Below are 16,071 nucleotides of genomic sequence, written 5' to 3'. Positions count from 1 at the left end.
TCCCGCTGATACTAGTGATTTTTGGTTTTCGTCCCGGTCTTCCTAGCATCATCCACACGACATTGTTCTGAGAAACTAGCCGTTTCTTTAGATTTTATCGTCGGTGCGGGTATCACCAGCGTCTGAATAGACAATCCTGGTCCGCATGCTGTTCTGCGGAGCAGATCTCAGGCGCGTGAGTCGACATAGGAGGACTGGCAGGTGTAGAAATCGTTTTCATGGCATCACCACAAAATCGACCGCTACTGACACTGGGCCCCACAATGTGCCCGTTCAACATTCTGCTTCTGACCATACCAGGACAGTTGCGATCACCTGGATCATACTTGAACTGATATCCACGACGTTTCGACTCGCTGGCGAAGCAACCGGTATGCTTTCGGCACGATTGCCTCCATCGTTACTGCTTCCCCTGTCCTGAAATGAGCCCAGCGCTCAATCTAGACGCAAAAGTAGCATGTCATGCGGAGGAACGTTGATGTCCGCCAAACGTTTGTCCGGCCTGAGCTAGCTGCCTTGCCGATGCCATTCGGGATACCGTTGTCTTCGACGGATTGTTGAGCGAGGCCGCCAGACACCCGGCTGATGCCTGCATGCGTACATGGCGGCGTTGGATCGCTGCAATCTGCGAGGCGATCCGGCATTTCTCGTTCTGTTTATCTTCAACTTCACGAGTCAACGCATCGTCACTGTAACAAATTTCGCCAGCATCGTAACCGTCGTGACGGCAAAAACTCGCACCGCATTCTCGCAGCCGTCGTCGCTGCACTCAGATTTGTCTTCGACACTAACACTGCGATCCGAAAGCGGACGAGTTAGGTTGAATTCTCAAGTTGTCGTTGAAAAATCAATACTTTCGTCCAATTGTGGTCTCGCAGGTTTGAAAAATGATCGACTGTCGTGCGTGTGCTTTGCTATGGCAAATCCACCGTATGGATTGTTTTTCGGCGAGAATATTCCGTTGATCAAAATACGGTGTCCAATGCCATCCAGTTTGGAATTGATGCCAAAGCGCTATGAAAGTGGAAAACTCTGAACTCGAAGCCTTCGTCGCCGTCGCGGAGCTCGGCACGTTTCATCGTGCGGCAGAAAAGCTGCACCTCACCCAGCCAGGCCTGTCCCGGCGCATCCAGAAGCTCGAGCAAGCTCTGGGCGTCGAACTCTTTCACCGCACCACGCGCAGCGTCGCACTCACCGGCGTAGGTCGACAATTCCTGCCGATGGCGCGCGAGCAGATCGCGCAGCTCGGCATGATGCTTACGTCCATTCAGGAGATCGCGGAAAAGCGCTACGGGAAGGTGCGCGTATCGAGCATTCCCACCGTGGTAGCGCGCTTGCTGCCCGACGTGCTGCGGCGCTACGCGCTCAAATATCCGCATATCGGCGTGCAAATACTCGATGGCAATCACGATTTCGTGCTCTCGCAGGTACGCGCAGGCCTTGCGGAGTTCGGCGTAAGCCTGCATCCCGGCGACGACGAAGACCTCGAATTCGAGCCACTTTTCGAGGATCGCTACGTACTCGCAGTGCATCGCGAAGACCCTCTGGCAAAAGCTGGGCAGCTCACGCTCGGTGATCTGCGCCACGCGAGGCTCGTGATCGGTGGGCGCGATAGCGGCAATCGCCTGCTGCTCGAGATGCTCATGGCCCAGGAGTCGGTGCGACTACGCTGGTTCTACGAAGTCGAGCACATTTCCTGTGTGGCTGCACTAGTGGCTGCTGGCGTGGGTTGCGCAATTCTGCCAGAGAGCGCGGTCGGGAAAGCGGGCGCGCTTGCTTCACCCGATGTGTGCGCTGTGCCACTTGCGAGCCCAGCCATCGCGAGGACGGTCGGCATAGTACGTCATCGCACGGTCTCAATGTCGAGCATGGCCAGCGATCTATGTGGTCTTCTGAAGGCCATCGTGACGTAGATTGATGCGATGCAGCAGCCAACGTTGATAGCGATTGCGCATGAATAGCGAGCAAACTGGCATTGGACGCGTGCAATTTGGCCAACGACGATACGAGCATGACTGATCGGGCTCGTACGCGGCATCCAGCGCGCGGCTGACACGCGGCCCGGCACACCCCGCCGCAATCGTGCTGCGGGAGCCAGGAGCTTCCATGCATTACGACGTCATCCTTCGCCACGGCGAGCTTATCGACGGCACGGGCGCTGCGCGTTACAGCGCCGATCTCGGCGTACTCGGTGAACGCATCGCCGCGATCGGCGATCTCTCACGCGACACAGCCGACACAGTGATTGATGCCCAAGGGCAGATCGTCGCGCCCGGTTTCATCGACAGCCATACACACGACGACGCGTTCGTACTGAGCGACCCGAGCGTCGAGCCGAAGATCTGTCAGGGCGTGACTACAGTGATCGCAGGCAATTGCGGTATCAGCCTCGCGCCGTTGTGCGCAGACCGCGAAGTGCCGCAGCCGCTCGATCTGCTGGGCGCCTGGCAAGCGTTTCGTTTCCCCTCCTTCGCTGCGTATCTGGACGCGCTCGATGCCGAGCCGGCCGCCGTCAACACGGTACCGCTGGTCGGCCACTCCACGCTACGTGTGCGCCACATGGCGGATCTGCGCCGGGAGGCCAACGCGCAGGAAATTGCAGCGATGGCCGCCGACGTGCGCGAATCGATGGCCGCCGGCGCGTACGGCGTGTCGTCAGGGACCTTTTATCCGCCCGCTGCCGCCGCGACCCAGCAGGAACTCATCGATGTGTTCGCACCACTTCGTGAAACCGGTGGCGTGTTTGCCACGCACCTGCGCGACGAGACCGCGCAGATCATGGATTCGCTAGAGGAAGCATTCGCTATTGGGCGCGCGCTCGACGTGCGAGTTGTCCTCTCGCATCACAAGGTTGCTGGCAAGGAGAATCACGGCCGTTCGAGACAGACGCTCGCACGCATCGATGTTCAGCGGACGCAACAGCCCTTGTGTCTCGACTGCCATCCCTATCCAGCTACATCGACCATGCTGCGCGCGGATCGTATCCACCAGTCATCACGGGTAATGCTCGCGTGGTCGAAGCCGCATCCGGAACTTGCAGGACGGGATTTCCACGAACTGCTGCCGATGTTCGGAGGTTCCGTCGATTCTACGATCGAGGCGCTGAGCCCAGCGGGCGCCATCTATTTCGTCATGGACGAGCGCGACGTCGAGCGCATCTTTCGGCACGAGATGACGATGGTGGGCTCCGACGGCCTGCCCAACGATACGCGCCCACATCCGCGCCTGTGGGGCACGTTCCCGCGTGTGCTGGGCGAATTCTCACGAACGCGAAGCCTGTTTCCGCTCGAAACAGCTGTGCGCAAGATGACGGGCCTCACCGCAGAGCAGTTTGGTATTGAAGGAAGGGGCCATCTCGTTGTGGGGAATTACGCTGACCTCGTTGTGTTCGATCCGGAGCGCGTAATAGACCGCGCAACTTTCGCCGAGCCGACACTGCGCCCGGAAGGCATCGCTCATGTGTTCGTGAACGGTCGTGCCGTATTGACACATGCACAGCCCACCGGCTCGCGCCCCGGCCGCGCGCTCCGCCGTTCGCAGGACATGATGTATGCCGTAAAAGCAAACATGTCCGCTTCGTTCACCTCGCCCGAGCACGCCTGACTCGAGCCTTCGACTTTACCTGGCGGAGACAAACATGATAACGACCACTAGCACCGCAAACCATACGGGAGCGGCCACCACGCCCGACACTGATATCGTCGAAAACATCGATGCGCTCTACAACAAGCTTACGCTGCGCATCATTCCGCTCATCCTGGTCTGCTATTTTTTTGGCTATCTCGATCGCGTCAACGTCGGATTCGCGAAGTTGCAAATGGTGACCGATCTGCAACTGTCCGATGCTGCATATGGTGTGGGCGCTGGACTCTTCTTTGTTGGCTATCTGCTGCTGCAGATTCCTGCCGGCTGGCTTGTGCGCGCCATCGGCGTGAAAAAATGTATCGCCGGTTCGATGATCGCGTGGGGCCTCGTCTCCATCGCGATGCTCGCCACCCGTGACCAGACCACATTCTATGCGCTGAGGTTCTTGCTCGGTGTAACTGAAGCGAGCTTCTTTCCCGCCGTGATCGCGTACTTTAGCGTCTGGTTTCCGTCGCGGAGGCTTTCGCGGGTAATGGCGCTGCTGTTTCTCGCGATGCCGCTTGGCGTGGTTATCGGCGGCCCGCTCTCCGGCTGGATCATGGACGCGACTCACGGCGGCTTCGGACTGCGCGGCTGGCAATGGATGTTTCTCATTGAAGGGCTGCCTGCGGTGTTACTTGGTCTCTATCTGCTGGCCACGGTAACTGAACGCATTGACGATGCCCATTGGCTCAACGGCGCCGAGAAACGCATGGTACATGAGGAAATGGCCAGTGAAGCCGATGGCAAGCGCGTCAATCTCCATGCCGCACTTCGCGAATCCACGCTATGGCTACTGTTCGCGACCTCGTTCCTCTATAACGTGGGCAACTATGGGCTGATTTTCTGGATGCCCACTATGATCAAGGCGCTCGGAGCACTTAGCAACTTCGAAATCGGCATGATCAGTGCCGTTCCCTATCTCGTCGCTTCAGTGGCGATGTTGTTGAACGCGCAGCATTCTGTGCGCAGCGGCGAGCGTCGCTGGCATACCGCCGCGCCTGTGATCGTGGGCGGCGTGGCTTTGCTGGCTAGCGTGAGCATGCATACGCATCCTGTATTGGCGGTCGCTTGCCTGACTGTCGGCGTGGCCGGCATCATGAGTACACTCGCGATGTTCTGGAGCCTACCCTCGCGCATTCTTGGCGGGGAGGCGACTGCGGGCGGCGCAGGCCTCGTGAACATCGGCGCGGCAATAGCAGGCTTCGTCGGGCCGTCGATCATGGGGTATCTGAAGGGGTTGACCGGAAGCACTGAAATCGGCGTGGCCCTGCTCGCCCTCACACTCTTTTGTGCTGCCGCGCTAATCCTTGCGATTCCCCGCCGCTTCATGGGGCGCATATAATCGGCGCGTTGCTGTTCAACGTCGTCTTCTTTGCGAGCTCCGCGCTTCATGAGGACATAAACAGGCAACCAATTGTCAACTTCCGTGCGGTACGACATGTGCCGCACGGAATACGCGTTGCCGAGCTTACTGCAGACGAAGCTTCAACTGATCAGCGAGCTGTTTCGTCGCAGCTTTTGTCGGAACATCATTGGCCAGTACATTGAGCAAGCCGAAGTCGTGAATCGTGCCGTTGTAGCGGACCGTCGAGACATCATTGCCTGCTGCGTCGAGTTTCTTGCCGTAAGCCTCGCCTTCATCGCGCAGCACATCGAATTGCGCGACCTGGATTAACGCGGGCGGCAAGCCCTTGAGTTCTTCCTCCGAAGCGCGCAGCGGAGAAGCATAGATCTGCGCGCGTTGCGCAGGATCTGTCGTATAAGCATTCCAGAACCATTCCATCATATCGCGCGTCAGGAAATGGCCATTCTTGTACGCGAGGTAGGATGCGTCATTGAAGTTCGCGTCGGTGACTGGCCACATCAGTCCCTGGAAGCGAATGTTCGGTCCTTGCTTGTCCTTTGCCATCAGACTGATGACAGCTGCCATATTGCCGCCGACGCTGTTGCCGACCACGGCGAGCCGTGCGCCATCGACGCCGATTTCACTGCCATGCTCTGCGATCCACTTCGTCGCAGCGTACGCCTGGTTGATGGCAACAGGGTAACGGGCTTCAGGCGACGGTGTGTAGTTCGCGAAGACCGCGACGGCGCCAGATTGCACGACGAGATCGCGCACGAGGCGCTCGTGTGTCTGGAAGTCGCCGAGAATCCAACCGCCGCCGTGGAAGAACATGAAGACGGGCAGCGTGCCGCTCGCGCCTGCAGGGCGCACGATCGTGATCGGTACGCCGATGCCATCTTCTTCGATCGTACGATTCGACACGTCAATGCCCGAAAGGTCGACCTTGACGCTGTCCTGCGCGTCGACCAGTACCTGACGCGTTTTGGCCGGCGGCAGCGTATTGATTGCAGGACCCTTGCCGCTGTTCAAAGCATGGAGAAAGTTTGCAGTGGTCTGGTCCGGGCCCGGCGATGTCGTCGGTGCAGCAGCTGTGGCAAAGACAGTGTGAGCTGCGAGCAGGACGGCAATGGTAAGCGGCTTGAGCGATTTCATGATCTTTCCTCGGTTAGTCAGAGTGGTTAAGCAATGGTGAGCGTTACATCGATGTTGCCGCGCGTGGCATTCGAATACGGGCAAACGACGTGAGCCTTGTCGACAAGGGCTTGTGCCGCATCGCGTGCTATGCCGGGCAACGAGATCTTCAGTTCGACTTCAATGCCGAAGCCGTTGGGAATGACGCCAATGCCGACACTCTCTTCAACCGAAACATCCGGCGAGATTGCGATCTTGTCGCGCGCCGCGACAAACTTCATCGCACCCAGGAAGCAGGCGCTATAGCCGGCCGCGAAGAGTTGCTCGGGATTCGCGCCTTGACCTCCGGCGTCGCCCAGTTCGCGAGGCGTGGTCAGCTTGAATTGGAGGCCGCTCGCGGGCACGACTACTTGGCCGTCCCGACCTCCAGTTGCAAGGGCGTGAGCCCGGTAGAGAACTTTTTCGATCTGCACGTTGGAGTTCCTTGATTCAGTGTCAATACACAATCGCGCTGTCTATCTACTCATGCGTAGACATTGCGACCAAAAAAAACAACTTTCCGCGTTAAATCTATTTATCTATTGATAGATAGATTTGAGGGCGACACCATACTCGAGATAGCACCTCCCCTCAGTACTGCCGGTACCGGGTCACGCTACGTCACGATTTCCTGGGCAAAAGCTGTGGCGACCGACGTGACAATTTCGGAAACAAACTAGAGCTTGACGGCGTCACCGAGCGCGAACTGCACCGCGATAGCTTGCGAGCAGCATGAAAACGCGATGGAAGTCACCCATACCGCGTGCCCGTAGATCGATGCATTGAGCGTTCCGCGAGGGGAGTCGGAGCTACGTCCCGGACATGAACTCAGCAGTCGAGTTAGGACCTCAACTCCTAAACGTGCTCAACAACGGCGGGGAGGCATTGAGTTCCGTCTGTCCGAATCTGTACGTGTTCTCGAGGACGCACGAAGACGGTGTGCCCTGGTCAAAAATGAACGCAGGTTGGACTAAGAGGGGCTAACAAAGTGAGTTCTTCAGTCATCACCAGCAGATGATGCAGCAGGCTATTTTCATGAAAGCTTCGTGAATAGATGCGAGGCGTTCAAAGCGGATGCGCAGTCGTCGGAAGTTATGTAGCCATGCGACGATTCGTTCCACAACCCAACGCGTTGCCAAGGCCGCTGCCGCGAGGCTCGCCTCGGCGTGCTATTTCAGTGGCGATGCCAGCTGCGTGTAGCGGGCGGCGGGATTTGTCGTGGTGATAACCCTGTCGCCTTGGACGACCGCAGGTTTCGATAGTGGCCGGCCCCGCTTGCTGCCAATGGGCGGGATGGCGTCGACCAACGCATGTAACTAGGCGACGTCATTGCGATTGGCGCCGGTCAAGATCACCGCGAGCGGGATGCCCTGCGCTTCGGTAATGAGGTGGCGTTTTGAACCGGATCGCGCGCAGTCGGTGGGATTCAGTCCCGTTTTTGACCTGCGCCCACGGTGCGGATTGACGATGAGTCGACGATGACCCGAGCCCAGTCGATCTGGTCGGCTGCACGTAACCGCGCAAGCAGAATTGCGTGCAATCGGTCCCACACCCCGGCTGCCTGCCAGTCTCACAGGCGGCGCCAGCAGCTCATGCCGCTGCCACAGCCCATCTCGCGTGGCAGCAGGTCCCAACGCAGGCCCGTTTGCCGGATGAAAAGAATGCCCGTGAGCACAGCTCGATCGTCGAGCGGCTTACGCCCCGGATATCGAGTGCGCCGTGGTTTGGGGGGCGGCAGCAAAGGTTTGACGAGTGCCCAAAGTTCGTCGTCGAATATGGGTTTGGCCATTTCCTTTTCGTCGTCGAAACAACGATCAAGCTAACAGGACTCGTCGAAAGTAAAAAGCCCCCGGACTCATTTTGTTAGGGCCTGTAATCGCGCTTCCCGAGCACCTCATTTACGACGGGCGCGTTGGTGACGGCTTGGGATGTTTGGCGCGCAAGTTCCTTGAGCGCAAGCCAGAGAATGAGCGGCCCGGCCTTGTCCTTGAGAAACTTCGTTTCCGATGGGCTTCCCGCGAAGGTAGCGGCAGACTCAGGAATCCGCCCGCTGGACCGTACAACTTCGGTCGGCTCACGGACGGCCCGTATGGTTCGGGCGAATGGGCGCGCGTAAATCTAATGGCAAACTGGGTCGTCGCGGCCGCCAGGGACGCGCCAGGCGCCGCATGGTGCGCAGGAGATGATGACCTTCGACGCATCGAAGGTGCGCTCTTCACGCTCGGAGACGACCTCAGTCGCGCAGACGGCGCGCGTTGACAGGTCGTAACTGCGCCAACTCGAGCGCGAAGCATCCAGCCAGGTGCTTCGTGCCAGAGGACGTACTGCGGCCAAGGATCAGTGCGCCTTCTTCGATTCGGTCTTCCCTAGGAGTCTGAGCAGATCAGCAATCGTCTCCCGCGTGATGTGCTCGTCTGTCGGCACACGAAGAGACGATTCAAATTCACCTGTCGCCTCCGACATGTTCATTCCTCGAACGGGAGTACGCAATCCGAGAGCTCGCGCCACGGCTTGCAGTTCCACGTTCACCCGATTCCAGTCTGTGCGTGTTTGGCTCATACCCTGTTTATCGGCCAATCCGCGTCGCCCTTTAGCTCCGGTCGATTTCAGCGGCTGGGATCATAGCGCGCCGCTACCGGAGCGCGAAAGCGACGAGTTTGCGCTGATTCACAGTGGCTACCTAGCGGTACGAAAAGCCAATACCGCGCCTTCAACGGCTGATGCCTCTCGCTGGTCCGAGTTTCGCTCAAGCCCAGTTACATCAGCTACCCTCGCCTGCGCATATGCAGTCACTGCTCGGATATATGGCTACCGCGACTGGATTGAGCTCGACCAACAGTTTGTCAAAGGCAAGCGAAGTCGGTTCGACGAGGAGCTCGCGCCTGCGGGGCGCCAGCGACTTCGCCAGTGGCAGGTTTTTATGCTTCAGGCGAGCATCGGAGCTCGTCGCGCTGATGCTGTTGGCTTACGCGTGGACCGGCAGCCAACGTAACAGACAGCCGAATCACTGCAATCATCTCCCGAACCACGCCCAGCCGGCGTCGCTTATGGCCTAGCTGTACGGGAAAGAACTCGCGTCAGACGGAAAATCACGCTCTCACCTTCATATTCATGTGATATTAGACCCGGCAAGGCTTCTGTCGTCGGTCGGTCTGGCAATCTAGCGCGCTTTCGCGTATGACATGGGTACACGCGGCGATGACCCGTTTGCAGTCGATAAGATTTAGCGGTTAGATGATGCATGGATTTCACCCATAATCCACTGATTTAGTCTGTTGCACAAGTCAAAAACCGATAGAACAGTTGCGCTCGGTCGACCACATCTCGATTGACGACGCAGAGCACGTGTTCGCGGTTTGTATATACTGAAGCAAGCGTGCTCGCATGTCTCCGGGACGTGGTCCGCATCGCCTTAGCGGTCGCGTCGGGTCGTATGGATTGGCGTACATGTCGTCAAAACCGGCGACGAGATGTTGCCCCGTCGCGGTAGGTAGTAATGCTTCGTCCCAATGGAGCCCCAGCATCGATGGATAATAAGGTCCAGATCCTGTGGGACGATGGTGAGCGCGCCCTCGGTCGAGGCTATTATTCGCGCAACAGCGATTGTCAACCCGCGTTGTTTGCATGGCCCACTGCCGAACACCCATCACCCGCGTGCCTTGACCGCTTCAATCACGAGTACGATCTGCGTGGCGAGCTCGACAATGATTGGGCGGTCCGTCCGCTTGAGTTGCTGAGCCAAGGCGGTCCTGTCACGCTCGTATATGATGATCCAGGCGGTATGCCACTCGCGCAAATGCTCGATGCACCTGTGCAGATCCATCGATTTTTGTGCATCGCCGTAAGCGTTGCTGCAACGATAAACCGACTGCACCAGCGCGGTCTCGTACATAAAGACCTGAAGCCGGCTCATATTTTGGTGGATTGCGTCGACGGCCATGCGCGGCTAACCGGTTTCGGACTCGCCTCGCGGTTGCCGCGTGAGCGCAAATCACCTGATCCACTCGAGACCATTTCCGGCACACTGGCATATATGGCGCCCGAACAGACCGGCCGGATGAATCGCTCAATCGATTCACGTAGCGACCTGTATGCCTTTGGCGTTACGCTCTATCAGATGTCGACGGGCGCTCTCCCGTTTTCTGCAATCGACTCGATGGAGTGGATCCACTGCCATATAGCTAGGAGGCCGGTTCCACCTAGCACGCGCTTCGACGGAGTTCCTGCCGCAGTTTCCCACATCATAATGAAGCTGCTGGCCAAGACGCCGGAAGACCGCTACCAGACGGCGGCAGGCGTCGAGCACGATCTGCTGAAGTGTCTCACCATGTGGCAGTATCAAGGCCGTATTGAGACCTTCCCGCTGGGCGAGCGCGACACTCCCGACCGATTGTTAGTCCATGAGAAGCTCTATGGGAGGGAGCGTGAAGTCGATATTCTGCTTGGCGCGTTCGATCGGGTGGTCAGCAGCGGTGTGCCGGAGTTGGTGCTTGTGTCCGGCTATGCTGGTATCGGAAAGTCCTCAGTTGTTAACGAGCTGCACAGAACGCTAGTGCCGCCACGTGGCCTTTTCGCCGCCGGAAAGTTCGATCAATACAAACGAGAAATCCCGTATTCGACGCTAGCGCAGGCATTTCAAGGCTTGATAAGACCACTTCTTGGCCTGCCCGACACGCAGCTGGAAGACTGGCGAGCTGCGTTTTTGACGGCCCTGGATGTCAACGCCCGATTGGTGACCGATCTGGTGCCGGAACTGAAGTTGATCATTGGCGAGCCACCACCACTTCCGGAACTAGGCGCGCAGCAAGTGCAGCGCCGCTTCAGGGAGGTGTTCCGGCGTTTCATCGGTGTTTTTGCTCGAGCCGAACATCCACTTGCGCTTTTTCTCGACGATTTGCATTGGCTCGACACTGCAACTCTTGACTTGCTTGCGGACCTGTTGACCAACCTGGACCTGCATTACTTGTTAGTGATCGGCGCATACCGTGACAGTGAAGTCGGTATCAGGCACCCCCTCTTAGAGAAGCTTCAGCTGATCCGTTCGAGAGGCGTCAAGGTTAGTGATATAACGCTATCTCCGCTCACTATTACACATCTACGACAACTAATTGCTGACGCTATTCACAGCGAGCCGGTACATGTCGAACCACTGGCACAATTGATACAAGGAAAGACTGCAGGCAATCCATTCTTCGCTATCCAGTTCCTTCATGTGCTCGCCGACGAGGATTTGCTTACGTTTGATCATGATACGGGACACTGGCAATGGGATTCGGATCGTATCCATGCCAAGTGCTACACGGATAACGTCGTTGCGTTAATGTTGGGAAAGCTAGGCCGCTTGCCAGTCGAGGCGCAGCGCGCATTACAGCAGCTTGCCTGCCTAGGCAGTGCCGCATCCATCCATACGCTTTCAACGGTCCTTGATATCCACGAAGCCCGGGTTCATGAGGCGTTGTGGGAACCGATCTTGCAGGAATTGGTTGAACGCCGAGGCGATATTTATAGATTTGCTCACGACCGAATTCGGGAGGCCGCTTACTCACTGATTCCCCGAGAGTTGCGCGCCGAGGCCCATCTGAGAACCGGACGACTGCTCGCCGCAGCAACGCCGCCGGTGCAGCGAGAGGAAGCAATCTTCGAAATCGTAGGCCAACTCAATCGCGGCGCACAACTGATTGAGGACCGCGAAGAGCGGGAGCAACTGGCCAGATTCAACCTGCTCGCAGGCGAGCGAGCGCGAGCGTCAACGGCTTACACCTTCGCACTCGGTTACCTCGCCGCCGGCGCAGAACTCCTCGCAGATGAGGGGTGGGACACCCAGCATGAACTGATGTTTGCTCTCGAACTCAATCGCGCGGCCTGCGAGCTCTTAACCGGCAATCCGAGAGCCGCTGACGAGCGATTAAAGTCGCTATCGAAAAGGGCAATTGCCACCATCGAACAAGCAAGTATCGCGTGCCTCCATGCGGACGTCTGCACGACCCTAGACGAGAGCGGGCGCGCCGTTGCAGCGTGCCTCGGGTATTTGCGACGTGTAGGTATAGATTGGTTACCACATCCGGGTGACGAGGAGGTGCGACGTGAATACGATCGAATTGGCTCTTTAATTGCCGGCCGAGCCATTAAAGATCTGATCAATTTGCCGTTGATGGAAGGCGCGATTCCCCTCGCGACTGTCGAGGTGCTGAGCAAGCTTTCTGCGCCAGCCATGTTCACAGATGCGAACTTAGCTGCGATGGTGAATTGCAAGGCAGTCAGCCTTAGTATCGAGCACGGCAACTGTGATGCTTCTTGTCTGTCATACGTCATGCTCAACAGAATCGCCGGTCCGCGTTTTGGTGACTACCGCGCCGGATTCCAATACGGTCAGTTGGGCTATGACCTCGTTGAAAAGCGGGGTTTCAAGCGTTTCGCACCAAGTACGTATCTTGCCTTTGCCACCTTCGTGCTGCGCTGGATGCAGCACGTGCGCACCTGCCGTGCCGTGCAGGACCGCGCATTCGAGGCAGCGAACCGCATCGGTGACCTCCAGTATGCGGCCTATACAGGCAACGATCGAGGATCGAATCTTATTTTCGCTGGAGAACCTCTGATTGACGCACAGCAGGAAGTTGAACACGGTCTTGCGTTCGCGCGAAAAGTGAAGTTCGGCTTGGTAATTGATTTGATTTCCACGCAGCTGGCGCTAATCCGCATGCTGCGTGGCCTAACGTCAAAATTCGGTCACCTTGACGATGGACAGTTCGACGAAGTCACGAACGAGCGCCGCTTATCGGAAAACTCCGAATTCGCGCTCGCTGCGTGTTGGTATTGGATTCGAAAGCTACAAGCACGCTATGTCGCTGGTGACTATGCGGCGGCAATCGACGCCGCCACGAAAGCACAGCCGCTGCTCTGGAGCTCCACATGCTTCCTCGAGGAGGTCGAATACCACTTCTATCGCGCCCTGGCTCTAGCCGCTCGATGGCGACTTGCTCCAATTGAAGAGCGCGCGCAACAGTTGAGGGAGATTGTCGCGCATCACGGGCAATTGCAAATCTGGGCCCAGAACTGCGCCGAGAACTTCGCGGACCGTGCTGCGTTGGTGGGTGCCGAGATTGCCCGCATTGAGAATCGCATTGCCGACGCCGAGTTGCTTTTCGACGAGGCTATCCGCTCTGCGCAACAAAGCGGATTTCTTCACAACGAATCCCTCGCGAACGAAGTAGCGGCGCGTTTTTATGCAGATCTCGGCCTCGAAAAAATTGCTCGTGTCTACTTACGCGATGCCCATTACGGATATCAGCGATGGCGCGCTGACGGCAAAGTTCGACAACTTGAAGGAGATTACCCATACCTTAGAACACAGCTGTCCGCAACGGCGCCGACAAGCACGATTGCGACACCAGTTGAACACCTAGACGTAGCGACCGTGATGAAGGTATCGCAGGCCGTTTCGAGCGAATTAGTGCTAGAAAAGCTGATCGGTATGGTTATGAGTACAGCTCTCGAGCAAGCCGGCGCCGAGCGTGGTCTGTTGATATTATGCGAGCGCAGCGAACATTGGGTTGCAGCGCAGGCGACCACCGGTGGAAGCGAAATCAGCCTAGAGTTACGGGATATCTCCTTGAGCGCGACGCTGCTGCCTGAATCGGTCTTATTTCATGTTTTACGGACCAAGGAGAGCGTGATCTTCGATGATGCGTCAGCAGAGTCTCCGTTCGCTACAGATCCTTACATCTGCCAACATAGCGCCCGTTCGATTTTATGTCTCCCACTGATGAACCAAGGAAAACTAATTGGCGCGCTATATCTCGAAAATAGTTTGACCGCCCATGTGTTCAGTCCATCACGGATCGCCATACTGAAGCTGGTGGTTTCGCAAGCTGCAATCGCGCTTGAAAATGCCCGTCTGTATCGTGATCTCGCAGAACGCGAATCGAAGATTCGCCGTCTTGTTGACGCCAACATCATCGGAATTTGTGTATGGGATACAAGCGGAATCATGCTCGAGGCAAATGACGCGTTTCTCCAGATTGTGGGGTACGATCGCGAGGATATGGCTTCGGGACATATGTGCTGGCGAGATCTCACGCCGTTGGAGCGGATCGAAGCCAACGAACGGGCCTTCAGTGACGTTCGGAAATCAGGGTCGGTCCAGCCTTTTGAAGACGAGTTCATGAAGAAGGATGGTAGCCGTGTGCCGGTTATAGTTGGTTTTGCGACCTTCGAGGCGAGTCGAAACGAATGTATCGCCTTTGTGCTTGATCTCACTGAACGCAAACGTGCAGAAGAAGAAGCACGCCACAATGAGCAGCGGTACCGAGACGTACTTGCGGAGTTGGCGCACGCCAACCGCGTCGCTACGATGGGACAACTTGCGGCTTCAATTGCTCACGAAGTGAACCAACCAATAACCGCCACTGTGATAAACGGTAACACGGCATTGCGGAAACTCAGTGCGCAGCCTCCTGACCTCGAGGCAGCTCGACAAACAATCAACCGCATGCTCAGGGACAGTAAGCGGGCAGGCAATGTGATTAGCCGTGTTCACGAGCTTGTCAAAAAGGCCCCTCATCGAAAGGAAATGGTAAACATCGCAGACGCAATCAGCGAGGTAGTCGAACTAATCCAGATGGAAGCAGTCAAGAGTGGTGCTTCAGTCAAGACGACGTTCGGAGAAGACTTGCCATTAATTGAGGGAGATCGCGTTGAGTTGCAGCAGGTTCTTCTTAACTTGACTATCAACGCGCTTGAGGCAGTGAGGAACGTAAGCGACGACGATCGCCAGTTGAGTATTAGCGCACACAAAGCAGATGCTGACCACGTGCTCGTATCAGTATCTGATTCAGGGACAGGCTTTGCACCTCAAAGCTTCGAACAGCTCTTCACTCCCTTTTACACTACGAAGCCTTCAGGTCTAGGAATGGGGCTATCGATCTGCCAATCGATTGTCGATGCACATTGTGGCAGGCTGTGGGCGAGTGCTAATTTACCTCGTGGAGCAATTTTTCAATTTACCGTCCCGTCCTTCACAAGTGCATCGTTGTGACCATGTCTTCGAAGAAGTAAGATCGCCGCTCCTCCCAGTCGCGGCGGAGGCCTTGAGCGAGCATGATCGTAGGATTGCTCAAATACCGAAGAAGGCACTCTCTCGCGGTAATCTTGGTACGCGGCTCATACTGTCCTGCTTGATGGGCACGACGCGATCCGAACAACAGGTTCGTATTGAGCCCGTATTCCAGAGCCTGCCGAGAGATCAAGACACCTGGTTCACATGCCAGATTTTCGCGTTCTCGCCGAAACTCGATGGCTTGATTGGGGGGTACCTTTCCGCGTTCGCCTCGCTGCTGTTGCTATCTCAGGTGGCAACGTATTCTCCCCCACTCGTTTTGGGGCTCCACTGCGTCTATTTGGGCGCCATCGGTCCAAACGGTGCTCGAGCAACGCTCACGTGTCATGAGTTAAAAGTTCATTGTTATCGCGAGAGCAGCTTCGTTGCCCTTACAGTTATTCTCCTCACTGGATGCGAGAATGAAAAAAGCCCTGCACGTGAAACCCCGACACATTCTTGCCCCGCCGATATCTCACTCACGCCGCAAATAGCGAAACGCGCATCGCTGGACGTTCAGCCGGAGGTGGAAACAGGTACCAGTTACCGTCACCATGACGGAAGAAAACTATGGAGACCGGGGGTCGTTCGACGCGTACGCACCGTCTTTTAGTAGAGTTTCGACTGACTCTGGTTATACGAACTGGCATCGCCGAAGTCGGCCCAAACCATTTCTCGATAAGACAATGCAAAGACATTTCGGCGGGTACCATCTTGCAGGCCCTCCATGCGAACTTCTAGCTCAGGACACTAGCGGCCTTACAGCTCCGTCGACATCAGCAGTCGACGCTGTTGAACCTATTAAGCTCTGGGTTCACGCCCAGTGCAATTGGAC

At 56.9% G+C, this 16,071-nt stretch carries 7 protein-coding genes and 1 pseudogene; 5 read left to right on the top strand and 3 right to left on the bottom strand.

Features of this window, described 5'->3' with window-relative positions:
• The first annotated feature begins 601 nt into the window (after positions 1–601).
• From OKW26_RS07815 to OKW26_RS07800, 4 genes are all read left to right on the top strand, one after another.
• Positions 602–1,036 carry a hypothetical protein gene (locus OKW26_RS07815; RefSeq protein ID WP_429353176.1) on the top strand — a complete coding sequence of 145 codons (435 nt, stop codon included), beginning with the start codon at positions 602–604 and terminating at the stop codon, positions 1,034–1,036.
• Complete coding sequence (locus OKW26_RS07810) at positions 1,017–1,913, top strand: LysR family transcriptional regulator (protein WP_429353175.1); 897 nt, start codon at positions 1,017–1,019, stop codon at positions 1,911–1,913. Before OKW26_RS07815 ends, OKW26_RS07810 begins: the two co-directional genes overlap by 20 nt.
• Positions 1,914–2,106: 193 nt before the next feature.
• Positions 2,107–3,603: an N-acyl-D-amino-acid deacylase family protein gene (locus OKW26_RS07805; protein WP_429354192.1), complete on the top strand. Its 1,497-nt coding sequence runs from the start codon at positions 2,107–2,109 to the stop codon at positions 3,601–3,603.
• A 34-nt stretch (positions 3,604–3,637) separates the two neighbouring features.
• Entirely contained in the window at positions 3,638–4,969 is a 1,332-nt protein-coding gene (locus OKW26_RS07800) for an MFS transporter (RefSeq protein WP_429353174.1), read from the top strand.
• Positions 4,970–5,095: 126 nt separating this feature from the next.
• Here the strand turns inward: OKW26_RS07800 and OKW26_RS07795 are convergent, their stop codons facing one another.
• From OKW26_RS07795 to OKW26_RS07785, 3 genes and pseudogenes are all read right to left on the bottom strand, one after another.
• Complete coding sequence (locus OKW26_RS07795; RefSeq protein ID WP_429353173.1) at positions 5,096–6,124, bottom strand: alpha/beta hydrolase; 1,029 nt, start codon at positions 6,122–6,124, stop codon at positions 5,096–5,098.
• 26 nt (positions 6,125–6,150) lie between these two features.
• Complete coding sequence (locus tag OKW26_RS07790) at positions 6,151–6,576, bottom strand: organic hydroperoxide resistance protein (protein ID WP_429353172.1); 426 nt, start codon at positions 6,574–6,576, stop codon at positions 6,151–6,153.
• Positions 6,577–7,146: 570 nt separating this feature from the next.
• Positions 7,147–7,931 (bottom strand): annotated as a pseudogene (locus OKW26_RS07785) (IS5 family transposase).
• A gap of 1,737 nt (positions 7,932–9,668) precedes the next feature.
• Here OKW26_RS07785 and OKW26_RS07780 point away from each other — a divergent pair.
• A complete protein-coding gene (locus OKW26_RS07780) occupies positions 9,669–15,176 on the top strand; it encodes a trifunctional serine/threonine-protein kinase/ATP-binding protein/sensor histidine kinase (protein ID WP_429353171.1) in 5,508 nt (1,835 codons plus the stop codon).
• Positions 15,177–16,071: the final 895 nt, after the last annotated feature.

Origin of the sequence: Paraburkholderia sp. 32, assembly GCF_050435345.1 — a bacterium.
In the GTDB taxonomy this organism is placed as follows: Bacteria; Pseudomonadota; Gammaproteobacteria; order Burkholderiales; family Burkholderiaceae; genus Paraburkholderia; species Paraburkholderia tuberum.
This window is presented reverse-complemented; position numbering and strand designations above follow the sequence as displayed.